Source organism: Maritimibacter alkaliphilus HTCC2654 (assembly GCF_000152805.1).
Lineage (GTDB): Bacteria > Pseudomonadota > Alphaproteobacteria > Rhodobacterales > Rhodobacteraceae > Maritimibacter > Maritimibacter alkaliphilus.
In genome coordinates this window covers 228,890-244,363 of the sequence record NZ_CH902578.1, presented here as the reverse complement: position 1 = coordinate 244,363, position 15,474 = coordinate 228,890, and the positions used below count along the sequence as shown (strand labels likewise).

The 15,474-nt window shown below is 65.3% G+C and carries 16 protein-coding genes and 2 tRNA genes; 10 read left to right on the top strand and 8 right to left on the bottom strand.

Annotation, left to right across the window (positions count from 1 at the left end; all coding sequences use genetic code 11):
* Nucleotides 1-88: 88 nt before the first annotated feature.
* The 3 genes from rnd to purM form a co-directional block, all read right to left on the bottom strand.
* The gene (gene rnd, locus RB2654_RS02300; RefSeq protein ID WP_008328204.1) at nt 89-1,252 is read right to left on the bottom strand and encodes a ribonuclease D; all 1,164 of its coding nucleotides are present in this window, start codon (nt 1,250-1,252) and stop codon (nt 89-91) included.
* A 63-nt stretch (nt 1,253-1,315) separates the two neighbouring features.
* A complete protein-coding gene (gene purN, locus RB2654_RS02295) occupies nt 1,316-1,906 on the bottom strand; it encodes a phosphoribosylglycinamide formyltransferase (RefSeq protein ID WP_008328203.1) in 591 nt (196 codons plus the stop codon).
* Nucleotides 1,903-2,949 carry a phosphoribosylformylglycinamidine cyclo-ligase gene (purM, locus tag RB2654_RS02290; protein WP_008328200.1) on the bottom strand — a complete coding sequence of 349 codons (1,047 nt, stop codon included), beginning with the start codon at nt 2,947-2,949 and terminating at the stop codon, nt 1,903-1,905. Before purM ends, purN begins: the two co-directional genes overlap by 4 nt.
* Nucleotides 2,950-3,049: 100 nt before the next feature.
* On the opposite strand from purM, the gene RB2654_RS02285 reads away from it, so the two are divergent.
* Nucleotides 3,050-3,126, top strand: a tRNA-Ile gene (locus tag RB2654_RS02285).
* A gap of 14 nt (nt 3,127-3,140) precedes the next feature.
* Here the strand turns inward: RB2654_RS02285 and RB2654_RS02280 are convergent.
* Both RB2654_RS02280 and RB2654_RS02275 read right to left on the bottom strand, forming a co-directional pair.
* Nucleotides 3,141-3,623, bottom strand: a complete 483-nt coding sequence (locus tag RB2654_RS02280; protein WP_008328198.1) for an SRPBCC family protein — start codon at nt 3,621-3,623, stop codon at nt 3,141-3,143.
* Nucleotides 3,616-3,960, bottom strand: a complete 345-nt coding sequence (locus RB2654_RS02275; protein WP_008328196.1) for an ArsR/SmtB family transcription factor — start codon at nt 3,958-3,960, stop codon at nt 3,616-3,618. Before RB2654_RS02275 ends, RB2654_RS02280 begins: the two co-directional genes overlap by 8 nt.
* 166 nt (nt 3,961-4,126) lie before the next feature.
* On the opposite strand from RB2654_RS02275, the gene RB2654_RS02270 reads away from it, so the two are divergent.
* The 8 genes from RB2654_RS02270 (at nt 4,127) to RB2654_RS02235 (ending at nt 11,148) form a co-directional block, all read left to right on the top strand.
* The gene (locus RB2654_RS02270; protein ID WP_008328194.1) at nt 4,127-5,038 is read left to right on the top strand and encodes an MBL fold metallo-hydrolase; all 912 of its coding nucleotides are present in this window, start codon (nt 4,127-4,129) and stop codon (nt 5,036-5,038) included.
* 66 nt (nt 5,039-5,104) lie between these two features.
* Nucleotides 5,105-5,179: transfer RNA gene (locus RB2654_RS02265), tRNA-Asn, on the top strand.
* Nucleotides 5,180-5,353: 174 nt separating this feature from the next.
* Nucleotides 5,354-6,004, top strand: a complete 651-nt coding sequence (locus RB2654_RS02260) for a paraquat-inducible protein A (RefSeq protein WP_008328192.1) — start codon at nt 5,354-5,356, stop codon at nt 6,002-6,004.
* Nucleotides 5,971-6,597 (top strand): paraquat-inducible protein A, encoded by a 627-nt coding sequence (locus tag RB2654_RS02255; protein ID WP_008328190.1) that lies wholly within the window; start codon nt 5,971-5,973, stop codon nt 6,595-6,597. The genes RB2654_RS02260 and RB2654_RS02255 overlap by 34 nt, the downstream gene beginning before the upstream one ends.
* A 21-nt stretch (nt 6,598-6,618) precedes the next feature.
* Nucleotides 6,619-8,727, top strand: a complete 2,109-nt coding sequence (locus RB2654_RS02250) for an MlaD family protein (protein ID WP_008328188.1) — start codon at nt 6,619-6,621, stop codon at nt 8,725-8,727.
* A gap of 4 nt (nt 8,728-8,731) precedes the next feature.
* Complete coding sequence (locus tag RB2654_RS02245) at nt 8,732-9,292, top strand: PqiC family protein (RefSeq protein ID WP_008328185.1); 561 nt, start codon at nt 8,732-8,734, stop codon at nt 9,290-9,292.
* Nucleotides 9,293-9,352: 60 nt separating this feature from the next.
* Nucleotides 9,353-10,561 carry a cytochrome P450 gene (locus RB2654_RS02240; RefSeq protein WP_008328184.1) on the top strand — a complete coding sequence of 403 codons (1,209 nt, stop codon included), beginning with the start codon at nt 9,353-9,355 and terminating at the stop codon, nt 10,559-10,561.
* A 95-nt stretch (nt 10,562-10,656) separates the two neighbouring features.
* Complete coding sequence (locus tag RB2654_RS02235; protein ID WP_083783323.1) at nt 10,657-11,148, top strand: lytic transglycosylase domain-containing protein; 492 nt, start codon at nt 10,657-10,659, stop codon at nt 11,146-11,148.
* Nucleotides 11,149-11,155: 7 nt separating this feature from the next.
* Here the strand turns inward: RB2654_RS02235 and RB2654_RS02230 are convergent, their stop codons facing one another.
* Together RB2654_RS02230 and dusA are read right to left on the bottom strand one after the other, a co-directional pair.
* A complete protein-coding gene (locus tag RB2654_RS02230) occupies nt 11,156-13,252 on the bottom strand; it encodes a right-handed parallel beta-helix repeat-containing protein (protein WP_148912538.1) in 2,097 nt (698 codons plus the stop codon).
* 126 nt (nt 13,253-13,378) lie between these two features.
* Entirely contained in the window at nt 13,379-14,383 is a 1,005-nt protein-coding gene (gene dusA / locus RB2654_RS02225; protein ID WP_083783322.1) for a tRNA dihydrouridine(20/20a) synthase DusA, read from the bottom strand.
* 124 nt (nt 14,384-14,507) lie between these two features.
* Between dusA and RB2654_RS02220 the strand changes: the two genes are divergently transcribed.
* Nucleotides 14,508-15,278: an exopolysaccharide biosynthesis protein gene (locus RB2654_RS02220; RefSeq protein WP_008328177.1), complete on the top strand. Its 771-nt coding sequence runs from the start codon at nt 14,508-14,510 to the stop codon at nt 15,276-15,278.
* Here RB2654_RS02220 and RB2654_RS02215 read toward each other — a convergent pair whose 3' ends face one another.
* A complete protein-coding gene (locus RB2654_RS02215) occupies nt 15,279-15,473 on the bottom strand; it encodes a DUF2783 domain-containing protein (RefSeq protein WP_008328175.1) in 195 nt (64 codons plus the stop codon). It lies immediately after the preceding gene.
* Between the last annotated feature and the right edge of the window lies 1 nt (nt 15,474).

Below are 15,474 nucleotides of genomic sequence, written 5' to 3'. Positions count from 1 at the left end.
GGCGGGTCGTCGCGATGGGGGAGGCCAGCCTCCCCCTTGCGCCGGAGGCGCAATTCACCCTCCGAGGTTTCCTAAAACAGAGAAGCCATCAGGTTTCGATGACCTGAACCGACTGGCCCTTCACGCCGAGCGCGAGTTCGCCGTCGCACAGGCGCAGGGCGTCCTTGCCGAACACCTCCGCCCGCCAGCCCTTGAGCGCGGGAACCGAGCGTTTTCCGGCGGCGAGCAGGTCGAGGTCGGCGGCGGAGGCGATGAGCTTCTGGGCGACGCCGGTTTCTTCGCAACGCGCTTTGAGGAGCACGCGCAGCAGATCGGCGAGCGCCGGGTTCACCTGCAGTTTATCGCGCCCGTCCTTTTCGACCTTCGGCAGATCCTCTTGTGGGCAGTCGAGACCGGCTTGCACGGCCGCGAGGATACCCTCGGCTACCTCGCCCTTGCGTGCTTCGCGCAAAAGCAGGCGGGAGCGGCCCAGTTCGCCCATGTCCTTTGGTTTGGTCGAGGCCAGTTCCATCAGCGCATCGTCCTTGTAGACGCGGCTGCGGGGGATGTTGCGCTCTTGCGCATAGGTCTCGCGAAAGCGGGCAAGCTCGCGCACGATGGCCAGAAACCGGGCCGAGTTGGTGCGGGTCTTGACCCGTTTCCAGGCCTCGTCCGGGTCCACGGTATAGGTGTCGGGGTCGGTGAGGACCGAAAGCTCCTCCTTCACCCACTTGGCACGGCCCGTCTCTTCGAGCTGGGCCTTTAGGAATTCGTAGATCACGCGCAGATGCGTGACGTCGCCGATGGCGTATTTCTTCTGCGCATCGGTCAGCGGACGGCGCGACCAGTCGGTGAAGCGCGAGGATTTGTCGAGCTGCGCCTTGGCGATCTTACGCACCAGCGTCTCGTACCCGGCCTGATCGCCGAAGCCGCAGACCATCGCGGCCACCTGCGTATCGAAGAGCGGCGACGGGATCAGCCCCGCATCGACGTAGAAGATCTCGAGGTCCTGACGCGCGGCGTGGAACACCTTGACCACGCCTTCGTCGCGGAAAAGTTCGTAGAGCGGTTCGAGCGACAGACCATCGGCCAAGGGGTCGACCAGCACCGCGTCAACCTCGTCGTCGTCGCCCATCACGGCGAGCTGAACGAGGCAGAGTTTCGAGTAATAGGTCCGTTCCCGCAAAAATTCGGTATCGACGGTGACGTAGGGAAAGGTTGCAGCGCGGCGGCAGTAATCGGCAAGCGCTTCGGTCGTTGTAATCGTTTTCATTCTGCTTGTCTGTTTGGCGCGTCGCCCTCCCGTCTATCGGGAAATTTTCCCGATAGGAAGGGGTCAGGGCAAAACCACCGGGGTCCGGTCGCCCGTGGCGAAGCGGGCGAGCACGGCCGGGTAGAGCCGATGCTCCATCGGCAGCACGCGGGCGGCCAGATCGTCGGGCGTATCCCCCGGCAGGATCGGCACCCGGGCCTGACCGAGGATCGGCCCGCCGTCGAGTTCCGCCGTCACTTCGTGGACCGAGCAGCCCGCTTCGTCGTCCCCCGCCTCGATCGCGCGGGCATGGGTATCGAGGCCCTTGTATTTGGGCAGGAGCGACGGGTGGATGTTCAGCATCCGTCCGGCGTAGTGGTTGATGAAGGTCGGCGTCAGGATGCGCATGAACCCGGCGAGACAGATGATATCCGGCCGGGCCGCGTCCAGCGTTTCGATCAGGGCGGCCTCGAAAGCCTCGCGATCCCGACCGAACGGCTTGTGCTCGACGACCGCGGTCGCGATCCCCATCGCCTGCGCCTTGGCGATCCCGCCTGCTGTGGCGACGTTCGACAGGACCAGCACCGGGCGCGCCGGATGGTCGCCCGTCATGCTGTCCGCCAGCGCCACCATGTTCGAGCCGGAGCCGGAAATCAGGATGGCGACACGCTTCACACGATGGACCCCAAGAACTGAACGCCCTCGCCCAGCCCCATGCGGCCGATCTGAACCACCTCTTCCCCGGTCGCCTCGAGCGCCTCGGTCACCGCGCGCGCGCTGGCTGCATCGACGACGAGGATCATGCCGATCCCGCAGTTGAAGGTCTTGAGGATCTCGGACTGGCTCATCCCGCCGGTCTCGGCGAGCCATTTGAACACCGGCGGCAGATCCCATGCGTCGAGGTCGACCATCGCCTGTCCGCCCGCAGGCAGCACCCGGGGCAGGTTCTCGGTCAGACCGCCGCCCGTGATATGCGCCAGCGCGTGCACGCCGCCCGCCCCGATCGCGGCGAGCGCCGGTTTGACGTAAAGCTTGGTGGGGGCCAGCAGCGCCTCGCCCAGCGTGCCGTCGCCCCAAGGACAGTCGGCATCCCAACCAAGGCCCGACACCTCGACCAGCTTGCGCACGAGGCTGTAGCCGTTGGAATGCACGCCCGACGAGGTGACTCCCAGCAGCACGTCGCCCTCGGACACGCCTTTGGGCAGGTCCGTGCCACGCTCCATCGCGCCGACCGCGAAGCCTGCGAGGTCGAAGTCGCCATCGGCATACATGCCCGGCATTTCCGCCGTTTCCCCGCCGATCAGCGCGCAGCCGGACTGAAGACAGCCCTCGGCGATGCCTTCGACGATGCGTGCCGCGTCATCCACCGCCAGCTTGCCGGTCGCGAAATAGTCGAGGAAAAACAAAGGCTCGGCACCTTGGCAGACCAGATCGTTCACGCACATGGCGACAAGGTCGATCCCGATCGTGTCCACGTTGCCGGTGTCGATCGCGATGCGCAGCTTTGTGCCCACGCCATCGGTGGCCGCGACGAGGATCGGGTCGGTGTAGCCCGCCCCCTTGAGGTCGAAGAGCGCCCCGAAACCGCCCAGCCCGGCCATCACGCCGGGGCGGTTCGTCCGTTTCGCCGCCGGTTTGATCCGCTCGACAAGCGCGTTGCCCGCGTCGATATCGACGCCCGCATCCGCATAGGTGATCCCGTTCTTCCCGTCCGTCATGGCAGCCCCCGTCTGGTTGCCTCGCGCCTAGCGCAGCGGCGCGGGAAAGGCAACGGCGCTTGACGCCCCGCGCCGCCCCGACTACTCAAATTGCCACGGTGGGCCTGTAGCTCAATTGGTTAGAGCAGAGCGCTCATAACGCTTTGGTTGCGGGTTCAAGTCCTGCCGGGCCTACCAGACACCTCCACCCTTCAGCGTTCGACGTGCCGCGCGAGTTTGTCGAGCGTCTGGCCGCCGAACTCGACCGCCCCGAATCCGATGACGATGCCGCGCCGTTCGGGCGTGGGATGCATCTGGCGCAGGGTCACGACGGTCTTGCCGTTGTCCTGTGCGTCGAAGGTGACGAGCAGACGGAACCGGTCGGGATCGTCGTCGGCATCGGTGCCGTGATCGGCCTCGATCAGGCGCGACGGCTCGATCCGAAGAAAGGTGATCCGGTTGGAAAACGCCGTGCCGTCCGGCGCGATCATGTCGAAGCGCCAGCGCCCGCCGGGACGAATGTCGATCTCATGGGTGTCGAGCGTGAAGCCCTCCGGCCCGAACCACTGCACGATCTGCGCGGGATCGGCCCAGGCCGCAAACGCACGGTCGAGGCCGGCGGCCACCACGCGGGTCACGATGACCTCTTTGTCGAGCTGGGCCGCGGGCCACGCGGAAACGAAACCTTCAGTCATCCTCATTCTCCTGTTGTGTGCGGGCCAGATGCGCTTCGAACCGGTCGAACCGCGCCTCCCACTCCCGCCTTGCGTGTGCCAGCCAATCCTCCGCCGCCCTGAGCGCCTCGGAGTTGAGCGAGACGTGGCGCGCCCGACCCTTACGCCGCGAGGTAATCAGACCCGCCTTTTCCAGCACGCCGAGGTGCTGGGTGAAGGACGGCAGCGCCATGTCAAAGGGCCGCGCGAGGTCGGAAACCGTCGCCGGCCCCGCACAGAGCCGCGCGATCACGGCCAGACGCGTGGGATCGGACAGCGCGGCGAAGGACGATTCGATGGAGCGGGTTTGGTTAGGCATGTGGCTAACTAAAGTCGGAGTCACGGTTAGGTCAACACCTAAGTTACGCCGCACTAGGGCCCGACCGCCCTGTTCTGACCTCCACCCTGCCCTGCCCGGCCATTGCCGACCGGGTTCGGGCATCGGGGCCTTGCCAAACGCCGGGTTGCGGGGTTTCGTGCCCGGCATGGAAATGCCCGCCGACATGCCCGCCCACGGGGTGATGGAAGCGATGGAACCCGGCCTGCGCCGGATCATCGCCCCGAACCCGTCGCCCATGACCTATTGGGGCACCAACACCTTCGTCCTCGGGGAAGGCGATGTCACGGTGGTCGACCCCGGTCCCGACCATGCGGCGCATCTGGAGGCGATTCTCGGCGGTCTCGCGCCCGGCGAACGCGTGGCCCGAATCCTCGTTACCCACAGCCACGTCGATCACTCGCCACTCGCGCGCGGTCTGTCGCGGGCGACAGGGGCGCCGGTGATCGCGTTCGGCACTTCGCTCGCCGGACGGTCGCAGGTCATGGCCGACCTCGTGGCGCAGGGGATGACATCGGGCGGTGAAGGCGTGGACGCGGATTTCGTGCCCGACGAAGAGATGGCGGATGGCGACAGGCTCGACATCGGCGGCGGTCTGACGGTCGAGGCGATCTGGACCCCCGGCCATTTCTCGAACCACCTGAGTTTCGCCGTGGGCGACATCATCCTCGTCGGCGATCACGTCATGGCCTGGGCTTCGTCTCTGGTCTCGCCGCCGGATGGCGACCTGACGGCGTTCATGGCGTCCTGCGAACGCCTTTTGGCCCGCGACGCGCGCATCCACTACCCGGCGCACGGCCCGGCCATCGATGACCCGAAAGCGCGCCTGCGCTGGCTCATCGAGCACCGCAAGGGCCGCGAAGCGAGCATTCTGGCCCAGCTCGCCACCGCACCCGCCACACCCGAGGCGCTCACCCGCGCGATCTACACCGACACGCCCCCCGCGCTCCTCCCCGCCGCCGAGCGCAACGTCTTCGCCCACCTCATCGACCTCTGGACACGCCAAAAGGTCACGGCCACCCCGACCCTGTCCCCCGGCGCGATGTTCACGCTGACGTAAGACGAAAATTTTGTGACGATTTCCTCTGGACGGGCCAAAACACCGTTGCTATATGCGCCCCCGTGTTCCGGCGTAGCTCAGCGGTAGAGCAGTTGACTGTTAATCAATTGGTCGTAGGTTCGATCCCTACCGCCGGAGCCAAAAATCCCTGATATCTCAGACTATTGGCGACCTGCCTTGCCGCGCCGAGGCATATGGCGCCGCGCTCCGTCCCCATCCCATCGCCAGTCCACCATCCGCCCCCCGGCGTTCACAATTGCGACCTCGCCCCAAGGGTAACTTTTCATCCCCGGCAAAACCCGTCAGGGTAACCGCATGTCTGCCGTGTCACACCCTGAGTCTCAGTTCGAGGATCTGGAGGGCCTTCTGGCCTGTCCGTCCTGCGACATGCTGTTGAACGACCGGAACGTGGCGGCGAACGAGATTGCGGCCTGCCCCCGGTGCCATACGGTGATCGAAGCGCCGCGCCCGCTTGCCATGACGCGGATCATCATGCTGTCGTTTGCGGCGCTTATCCTGCTGTTCGCGGCGCTGTTCTTCCCGTTTCTGGAACTCCAGGCCGCCGGGATGATGCGCCATACGACGCTGCTCGACACAATCGCCGCCTTTTCGGGCGGGCTGACCGCACCACTCACGTTGCTGATGGGCGCGCTGATCGTGTTTCTGCCGCTCGTGCGCTTCGTGTCGCTGGTTTACGTGCTGGCGCCGATGGCCTTCGGCTGGGCGCCCCTGAAACACGCGATCCCGGTCTTTCGGCTGGTCGAGGCGCTCAGGCCGTGGGCGATGATCGAGATATTCATGGTCGGCGTCGCGGTGGCGCTGGTCAAGGTGGCGGGACTTGCGCATATCACCATCGGCCCGGCGTTCTGGGCCTTCGTCGCGTTGGTGATCGTCACCGTCTTCAAGGACAATTTCATGAGCAGGGTCACGGTGTGGAAAACGCTCGAAGCCAGACGCCCGTCCTGACCGCGCACGAGGCGGGGCTGATCGGCTGCACAAGCTGCGGCAAGGTCCACCGGACCGGGACCGACAGGTGCGCGCGGTGCGGGGCGACCCTGCATGCGCCCGACGGCAAGAGCCTGCAAAAGGTCTGGGCGTGGCTCGTCGCGGGGCTGGTGGTCTATGTGCCCGCCAACGTCTATCCGATGCTGCGGACGACGACGCTAGGCCAGACCACGGACAACACCATCGTCGGCGGCGCCCTCGACTTGGCCCGGCACGGCGATTACGGCGTCGCGCTGGTCGTGTTCATCGCTTCGATCGTGATCCCGATCGGCAAATTCGCCGCCATCGCCTATCTCGCGCTGGCGGTGTCGCGGAAGGTCCGAATGGGGCCGCACGCGCGCCATATCACCTTCGTGATCGTCGAGTTCATCGGCCGGTGGTCGATGATCGACGTCTTCGTCGTGGCCATTCTGGCGTCACTGGTGACGCTCGATTTCGCAGCGACCATCCGCCCCGGCATTGCGGCGATCAGTTTCGCCTTGTCGGTTGCATTTACCATGATTTCAGCGTTGAGTTTCGACCCAAGGCTGATTTGGGACACCAAATATAGATGATGAGTGAGCAACAACCCCAATATGAGTGATCGCGGACCCTCCGACCTCGAGATTGAGACCCGGACCCGTTCGGCGTGGCGGAACCTGTCGTGGGTCTGGCTCGTGCCGCTTGCCGCCCTTGCGGTGACGCTTGGCGTGGCGTGGAAAACATGGGCGGATCGCGGGCGGCCCATTGAAATCGTGTTCGAAAACGCAAGCGGCGTCGTCGCCGACGAAACCACCGTGCGTTACCGCGACGTGGTCATCGGGTCGGTCGAACGCGTCGGATTCGTGGCCGATCTCTCGTCTATCGTGGTCACGGTGAGGGTGGACCGCACCATCGCCGATTCGCTGCCCGAGAATGCGCGGTTCTGGGTCGTGCGGCCCGAGGTCTCGACCTCCGGCGTGACCGGCCTCACCACCGTGTTGTCCGGCGTCTATATCGAGGCGGCGTTCGAGCCGTCTCCGGGCGCGCAGGCGGAACGGTTCGTGGGGCTGAAGCAGGCCCCGCTCGTCGCCCCCGGCACGGCGGGCACCACGATCACTCTGCGCACCGACGACGCGGCCCAACTGACCGCAGGCGCGCCGATCTTTCACAAGGGGATCGAGGTCGGGCGGATCGAGCAGCCCGAGCTTCTGTTCACCCGCGACGGCGTGGTGTTCGACGCCTTCATCGAAGAACCCTACAACGAGCTTCTGAACTCGGCGACGCGGTTCTGGCTGACCTCCGGCTTTTCGCTCAGCCTGGGCACCGGCGGTCTGGACCTGTCGGTGGGCTCTCTCGCCAACCTCGTGCGCGGCGGCCTGTCGTTCGACACGGTTTTTTCCGGCGGTGTGCCGGTGACCGAGGGTCAGGTGTTCGAACTTTACGAAAGCGAAGATGCCGCGCGGTCGAGCGCCTTCTCGAACCCGTTCGAAAACGCGGTCGAACTGGTTGTCGAATTCAAAGATTCGGTCAGTGGCCTGTCCGCCGGATCGCCCGTAAACCTGCGCGGCGTGCGGATCGGCTCGGTTTCGGCCATCAACGCCATCGTGCGCGAAGGCGACAACGGGCGCGAGGTGCGGCTGCGGGCCACCCTGTCGATCGACCCCAGCCGGCTTGGTCTGGGTGACGACGATGTCGAAGAGACGACGGTGATCGACTTCCTATCCGAAGCGGTGCGCGAAGGTCTGCGCGCGCGGCTGGGGTTCCAGAGCCTGTTCAGTCAGGCGCTCGTGGTCGAACTGGTGCGTGTGCCCGAGGCCGAGCCGGCCGCGCTCGTCCTCCTGCCCGACCTGCCGCCGCAGATCCCGTCGGTCCAGTCGGAACTGCCGAACCTTGGCGCAACGGCCGAGGGCCTTCTGGCCCGGATCGACAACCTTCCGGTCGAAGAGGTTCTGGATCAGGCCATCGCCACCATGGCGGCCATCGAAACCTTCGCGGCGGACGAGGGTCTGCGCGAAGCGCCCGATGCGCTCGTGTCGCTGCTGGACGACGCGCGCGGGCTGGTGGGGAGCGAGGACATTCAGGCGCTGCCGGGCGAGATCAACGCGGCCGTCAGCGATCTGCGCACCATCATCTCGACGATGGAACAGGCCGGCGCGGTCGATCAGGTTCTGTCGGCCTTCAAATCGGTCGATGATGCCGCCAATTCGGTCACGGCCTTCGCGGGCGACGTGAGCGGCGCGGCAGACGAGGTGACCGAGCTTATCAAGCGGTTGCAGGCGCTGACCGACAAGGCCAACGAATTGGAACTGAACGAATTCCTGACCTCGGCGCGTGAACTCGTGGAAAGCGCGGACCGGCTGATCGACAGCGATGCGACCCGCGACCTGCCCGCCAGCCTGACGGCGGCGCTGGACGAGGCACGCGGGGCGCTGGCGGACCTGCGCGAAGGTGGCGCGGTCGAGAACATCAACGCCACGCTCGCCTCGGCGGGCGACGCTGCCGAAGCGGTCGAGGAAGCCGCCGGATCGCTGCCCGAGATCGCGAACCGGATCGACCTTCTCGTGAACGAAACCCGGTCGGTCGTGGCAAGCTACGGCACCAACTCCAACTTCAACCGCGAAACGCTCAATTCGCTGCGCGAGATCCAGAATGCCGCCGAGGCGTTGTCGAAACTCGCCCGTGCGCTCGAGCGCAATCCCAACTCAATCCTCTTCGGACGGTAGGTATATGTATCGGCTTCTCCCCTTCGTTCTCGTGCTTCTGGCGGCCTGTGGCAGCAATGGCCCGCGCTATCTGCTGGACCGGGCCCCTGTGGACGAGGCCGCCAAGACCCGCGTGAAGGCCGGGACGCTCGAGGTGATGGACGTGTCGCTCCCCACCTATGCCGAGGATGCCGAGATCATGGTCGAGGATGGCAACGGGGCGCTGTCGCCGGTGAAAAACGCGCTCTGGGCCGATGATCCCGGCCGCGCGATCACGCAACTTCTGGTGGACCAGATCGGGCGCACCTCGACCGCGACGACCGCCGCCGAGCCTTGGCCGCTGGAAAGTCCGCCGCAGGCCGCCGTGCATGTTCGCGTGTCCGAAATGGTAGCGAGCGCCAGCGGGAGCTTCGATCTGCGCGGCCAGTTCGCGATTTCGTCCTATGGCTACGTGGTGCGCGAACGGATCGAACCCTTCGCCGTCTCGGTCCCGCTGGCCGACACCAAGCCCGGCACTATTGCCGCCGCGTCGAGCGCGGCGTTGCGCGAATTGTCCGCCGTGATCGTTCGTTCGCTCGCCCGCTAAGTCGCCTTGCCCGGCCGTGGCCCCGCGCGTAGGGTCGCCGGACCAGAGGAGGAGACGGGCATGGACGGCGCAGACCTGCGGTTCGACATCAACGAAATCGGCCGCGATTTCATCGACGACCCCTACCCTACGCTCGCCCGTCTGCGCCGCGAAAGCCCGGTGCATGAAAACGCTGACGGGTCGGTCTTTCTGACGCGTTATGCCGATGTTCAGAAGGTCTATCAAAGCCGCGACATGCTGTCGGACAAGACCGTGGAATTCGGCAAGAAGTTCGGGAAATGCCCGCTTCACACCCACCACACCACCTCGCTCGTCTTCAACGATCCGCCCAAGCATACCGTGGTGCGCAAGCTGCTCGCCGGTGCCTTCACCCCCCGCAAGCTGGCCGAGTTCGACCCCCTGATCGACCGGATCGTGGACCGGCTGCTGGACCGGGTCGAGGATATGGGCAGCTTCGACATGATCGACGATTTCGCCAAGGTTCTGCCGACCGAGATCATCTCGTTCATGCTGGGGGTGCCCGAGGATATCCGGCCTCAGTTGCGCGGCTACTCGCTCGCGATCCTCGGCGCGCTCGACCCTGTGGTCCCGCAGGAGAGGCTGGATGCAGGTAATGCCGCCGTAACCGAGTTTTCGGCGGTCTTGAACGACCTGATCGACCGCCGCCGCGCCAACCCCGACGGCGCCGCGCAGGGCGAGGTGCTGGAGGCGCTTATCTTCGGCGAGCACGACGGCGTGCGCCTGAGCCAGGATGAGCTGATCCAGAACTGCATCTTCCTTCTGAACGCCGGGCATGAGACGACCACCTCGCTTGTCGGGAACGCGGTCGGCACCCTTCTGGACAACCCCGGCGAGCATCGCCGCCTGATCGACGACCCCGACCTCATCACCACGGCGGTCGAGGAATTCCTGCGCGTGGAAAGCCCGCTTCAGATCGGGAACCGGCTGGCGGGCGACGACATCGAACTGACGGATCGCGTGCTGCCCAAGGGCACCTATGTCCACACCTCCATCGCGGCGGCGAACCGCGACCCCGCGCAGTTCGACGACCCCGACCGCGCGGATCTTGGCCGCAAACCCAATCGCCAGATCGCCTTCATCACCGGCATCCACGTCTGCCTCGGCGCGACGCTTGCCCGGATCGAGGGGCGCATCGCCATCGGCAAGCTGGTGTCACGCTTCCCCCGCCTCGCGCAGGCCGGGGAACGGGAACGGCTGCCGCTGGCGCGCTTCCGGGGTTTCACCCGCCTGCCCGTGTCGGTCAGGTAGGCGCCAAACCGCTGTCATCGCGGCATTTTCGCGGGGTCGCTTTCACCGCTTGGGGAATCGTCGCATTGTTCCGGACGGGACATTCGGAGACCACCATGCACAGTTTCACGCGCCGCGCGGCCCTTGGTCTTGGCCTCATGGCCTTGGCGGGTTGTGCGCAGGTCGGGATTACCGCCGGCACGATGTCGCGCGGCAACCGAAAGGGCTTCAACCCGCCGCTCTACCCGAACGAGACGCCGGAACTGCGCGCGCTCATCAACAAATGGGCCGACCATTACGAAATCCCCCGCGAACTGATCCACCGGCAGGCGATCCGTGAGAGCACGCATAACCCGGCGGCCCGCAATGGCCCTTACTATGGCCTGCTCCAGATCCACCCGCAGACGGCGCGCACCATGGGGCATCGCGGCCCGGCCTCGGATCTTCTGAAAGCCGATGTGAACCTGAAATACGCGGGCAAGTACCTGCGCGGCGCTTATCTCGTCTCCGGTGGCGACATCGACGGCGCGATGGGCTGGTATGCCCGGGGATATTACTACGAAGCCAAGCGCATGGGGCTGTTGGAGGAAACCGGCCTCAGAAGCTAAGGGGCGGTCAATCCCAGACGAAATCGGTGCCGATGAGCGTGCCCGTCGCGTCGAAGGTGCGCGTCAGCGTATCCCAGTCCTGGCTGTCGCTGACGTCCTCGAACACGATCCGCTCACGGGTTCCGTCTTCTCGGAACGTAAGCGTCATCACGTCGCCATCGGCCTCGGTGAAGATGCGTTCGGATTTCACACCGTTCACGTAGTTCAGCACGCTGGTGCTGCCGTCGTCGTAGTCCACGGAAAGCTGCGAGCGTGACCCATCCGGCCCGAACACGTGTCTGAAAACGCTCCAGCCTTCACTGTCGCTGATGTCCTCCCGGACGATGCTCTGCCGGGTTCCGGTCGCGTCGAAGACCGAGGTGGTGATGTCCCCGTCCGCCTCGGTCCGGACCCGTCCCGTGACGATGCCGTCGGTGTATTCGATCACCTCGCGCGTGCCGTCGGCCCACGTGATCTCACCCGAAACGGGCGCTCCGTCCGGCCCGTAAATCGTCGAGATGACCTGCCCCGTCGGCTTCGAGACCGTCCGGTCCGACATCGTGCCGTCGTCGAAATTGTTCACGACATGGCGCCCATCGTCGAACAGCCGCTCCACGCGCTCCCGATTGCCCGAGGTATCGAAATCCACGGATTGCGAAGTCCAGACCTGCGTGTCGCTGCCGTCGTAGAACGTGAAGGAGTCGCATTCGCCGAAGGCATCGTAGGTTTCGGTCCGTATGTCGCCCGATGCGTCTTCGGCCCGGCTGGCCACGATCCGGGCGTTCTCGAAGCTGAGGCGTAGCGAGCCGCCGGTGTCGAAGAGGGTTTCGTAGGTCGTGACCGGGTTGTCGAGGTCGAGCGCGCGGAAATCGGTCACCGGGGTCCAGACCCCGCCCTGAGACAGATCGCTTTCTTCGAGGTTCAGGTCGTAAGGTTCGAGCCAGCCGAAGGATTCCGTGCGGAAATGATGGAAGCGACCGAGCAGCGTCAGGTTCTCGCCGTAAACACCATGGCTGTCCTTGACGAAGAAGATCTTGCCCCTGTCGCCTGCGAACACGGAATCGCGCACGGTGATGTTGTGGATCGTCCGCCAGTCCACGTTCTCGGGCGTGATCGTGCCATCGTAATCCGTGGTCGTCAGAACGATGTTGTTTCCGTGGTCGTAAAACTCCGTGTTCTCGATCAGGATGTTGGTGTTCATCTGCTCGTCGAGAAGCGGCCTGTTCGCCTTGTAGGGCGTCTTGAAGTCCATCGCGGACACGCCGTTGCTTACGAAGAAGCTGTCGCGCACGACACTGTCGCGAAACCCGCCCGTCGTATCGATCCCGTCGCGCGCGTTGTCGATGAAAAGCGACGCCTCCACGGTCACGTTGCGGGTGCCGGTCGCGTCGCCCAAGGCGGTCTTGATCCCGTCGCCGAGCGCGTTCTGGAATACGCTGGATTTGATATTGGCCCCGTCGACGCCGCCCAGACGCACCTGCCAATAGGCCCCGTCGAACACGGAGTCTTCGATGGTGATGTTGGTCGTCTGGTGAAAGGCGACGAACATTTCGATGTTGCCTTCGAACCGCGACCCGACGATCCGGCTGTCGTCGCTATACGCGCCTCTGAACCCGTGGATGTTGGAGATGACGCCTTCGGGTTCGGTGTCGATCCAGATCACGTCTAGATCCTTGAGCGTGTTTCGCGCGCCCAGATGGAAGGTGAACGGATACAGATCGTTGTCGTCACCGATCAGGAAATCGAGCGAGTCGTCCACGATCAACCGGGCGCCGTTCACCGCAGACAGGGTGAAGTCGTCGGGAAACTGGAGACTGTGCCACTTGAAGACGACCGAGTCCTCCAGCCGGAATTCGACACCACCGGACAAAAGGCCGCTGTCGATGATCTGCTGGAACCGCGTCGTGATGTCTTCGTCGGCCTGCCAGTTCAACTGGCGCGAGGTCACGACACCCCCCGCCGAGGGGCTGGTGTAGAGCTTCAATCCGTTGGAAAGTTCGACGTGGAAATCGGCGGCGGCGGTATCGGCGACGACATAATCATAGGTGCCGACCGTCAGCACGTCGTCCACGGAAAAGCCGGTGGACGGCAGCGATTCCAGATCCGTGAAGGCAGCAAAAGACATCGGCATCAACGCCTGTCGGAAAAAATGATGAAAACCCCAGTTCTCTCAGAGCTTATCGTGGCCGCCGCGGTGCGGCAAGGCGAGCGTGTCGGGAGGGGTGAGAAACTGATGGGCCCAGAATGACCGTCAGGCCAGTTCCGCCATCGCATCCTCGATCAGTCGCGCATCGGCGTCGGGCCTGTGGGCGTTTTCGGACAGAACACGCCGCCAGTGGCGCGCGCCCGGGCGGCCTGCGAACAGGCCGAGCATATGGCGCGTGACCTGCGAAAGCTTGCCGCCGTTCGACAGGTGCCGCTCGATATGCGGGATCATGGCCAAGGCGACCTCACCCGGATCGCGCATCGGGTCGGCGGCGCCGAAAATGCGGCTGTCGGCCGTCAGGAGGATATCGGCCGGCTGCTGATAGGCCGCCCGCCCGATCATCACGCCGTCCATCCCCGCTGCCAGATGTTCCTCGGCTTGGGTCAGCGAGGTGATGCCGCCGTTGATCGACAGGTGAAGGTCGGGCCACTCGGCCTTCATCCGGTGGACCAGCGGGTAGTCGAGCGGCGGAATATCGCGGTTTTCCTTGGGGCTCAGACCTTGCAGCCACGCCTTTCGGGCGTGGATCGTGAACCGGCGCACACCGGCGTCCGAGACGCGGTCGAGGAAATCCGGCAACACCGCTTCCGCGTCCTGATCGTCGACGCCGATCCGGCATTTCACCGTGACCTCGACCGGGCCTGCCGCGCGGATCATCGCCGCCGTACAGCGCGCGACGAGGTCCGGGTCTTTCAACAGCACCGCGCCGAAGGTGCCCGACTGAACCCGGTCCGACGGGCAGCCGACGTTCAGGTTCACCTCGTCATACCCGCGATCCACCGCCATGCGGGTCGCCTCGGCCAGTTCCTCCGGGTCCGAACCACCCAGTTGCAGCGCGACGGGATGCTCCGACGGGTCGAAATCCAGCAGATGCGTGACCCCGCCCCTCACCAGCGCGGGCGCCGTCACCATCTCGGTATAAAGCAGCGTCTCGCGGCTCATCATCCGATGGAACACGCGGCAATGGCTGTCGGTCCAGTCCATCATCGGAGCGACAGAGAGGCGCGCGGCGCGGGAGAGTTCGGGTAAAGGGGTGGTCATGGTCGTCATCCAAGTCTGAGCGCGTCCCTTATCAGGCGAAACCGTTCCCGGCAAACCTCGGCGCGTCGGCCCGGACGGAACGAAACCGGCCCCATCGTCGTTTCTGCCCCATAGCGACCAAGGACTGACCCAGATGTTTCGCCCGACGATCCCGGCCGCCTCGGACCCGGGGACCGATCCCATAACGACCCCGGACCCGCTTGGGCGGCCCGTCCGTCGGATGACCGTGTCCGCAACCCGGACGCAGCCCCATCTGGATTCCGGTCAGGCCAAACGCCCGAGCCGCCATCGGCGGCGCAAGCGGCGCAGGCTTGAAGGGCCGGACGCGATGCCCGTGCTGGTCGACCGCTTGATCGCACTGACCGAGGGGCGCGAGCGCATCTCGCTTGACCTCATCGCGCGCACCATCGGCGCGCAGGGTCACGCGCCCCTGCTGCTGGTCGCGGCCGTGTTCATGGTCCTGCCCACCGGCCTTATCCCCGGCATCGGCGGCGCGCTCGGCCTGCTGGTCGCCATCGTCGGCCTTCAGATGATTACCAAGCGCGAGGGGGTATTCCTGCCCGACTTCATCGGGAAACGCGAACTGCCCGCCGACCGGGTGCGCGGTCTGGTCGAGCGGATCAGGCCCGGCGCGGAATGGCTGCGCCACCGGCTGCGTATCCGGTGGGAGCTGTTGTCGCGCGGCCGCGCCTCGATGGTCCTGATCTCGCTGATCCTGATGGTGTCGGGCCTGTCGCTGCTCGTGATCGGTGCGATTCCCATCGCGACGCCACTGATGGGCGTGCCGATCGGGCTGTTCGCCTTCGGCCTCTTCGCGCGCGATGGCGTTCTGGTCGCGCTGGGATATAGCTCGCTGGTTCTCGTCGTCGCTCTGGCCGTCTATATCCGAATGCAGACCGGCTGATCAGTCCGTGGCCTTCGCCGCGTCCAAAGCCTGCGACAGCGCCTCGCGGTCGCCGATGTGGTTGGCGAGGATGAGGATCAGGCGGGCGTTGAAGGCATCGCTTTCCTCTTTCGACAGCCTCTCATGCGCGGCGAGGAGATCGGCGTAGAAGTCATCGCCACCGGGGATGTTCGGGGTCAGAGTCAGATCGGCCATC

What these genes read in the sequence shown, in the direction of transcription:
- RB2654_RS02280 (WP_008328198.1), bottom strand. Translation starts at nt 3,623, where the DNA reads ATGACTGAAGGTTTCGTTTCCGCGTGGCCCGCGGCCCAGCTCGACAAA.
- RB2654_RS02250 (WP_008328188.1), top strand. Translation starts at nt 6,619, where the DNA reads ATGAGTGATCGCGGACCCTCCGACCTCGAGATTGAGACCCGGACCCGT.
- dusA (WP_083783322.1), bottom strand. Translation starts at nt 14,383, where the DNA reads ATGACGACCATGACCACCCCTTTACCCGAACTCTCCCGCGCCGCGCGC.
- RB2654_RS02215 (WP_008328175.1), bottom strand. Translation starts at nt 15,473, where the DNA reads ATGGCCGATCTGACTCTGACCCCGAACATCCCCGGTGGCGATGACTTC.
- RB2654_RS02275 (WP_008328196.1), bottom strand. Translation starts at nt 3,960, where the DNA reads ATGCCTAACCAAACCCGCTCCATCGAATCGTCCTTCGCCGCGCTGTCC.
- RB2654_RS02270 (WP_008328194.1), top strand. Translation starts at nt 4,127, where the DNA reads ATGGAAATGCCCGCCGACATGCCCGCCCACGGGGTGATGGAAGCGATG.
- RB2654_RS02230 (WP_148912538.1), bottom strand. Translation starts at nt 13,252, where the DNA reads ATGTCTTTTGCTGCCTTCACGGATCTGGAATCGCTGCCGTCCACCGGC.
- RB2654_RS02220 (WP_008328177.1), top strand. Translation starts at nt 14,508, where the DNA reads ATGTTTCGCCCGACGATCCCGGCCGCCTCGGACCCGGGGACCGATCCC.
- rnd (WP_008328204.1), bottom strand. Translation starts at nt 1,252, where the DNA reads ATGAAAACGATTACAACGACCGAAGCGCTTGCCGATTACTGCCGCCGC.
- RB2654_RS02260 (WP_008328192.1), top strand. Translation starts at nt 5,354, where the DNA reads ATGTCTGCCGTGTCACACCCTGAGTCTCAGTTCGAGGATCTGGAGGGC.
- purM (WP_008328200.1), bottom strand. Translation starts at nt 2,949, where the DNA reads ATGACGGACGGGAAGAACGGGATCACCTATGCGGATGCGGGCGTCGAT.
- RB2654_RS02240 (WP_008328184.1), top strand. Translation starts at nt 9,353, where the DNA reads ATGGACGGCGCAGACCTGCGGTTCGACATCAACGAAATCGGCCGCGAT.
- RB2654_RS02235 (WP_083783323.1), top strand. Translation starts at nt 10,657, where the DNA reads ATGCACAGTTTCACGCGCCGCGCGGCCCTTGGTCTTGGCCTCATGGCC.
- RB2654_RS02245 (WP_008328185.1), top strand. Translation starts at nt 8,732, where the DNA reads ATGTATCGGCTTCTCCCCTTCGTTCTCGTGCTTCTGGCGGCCTGTGGC.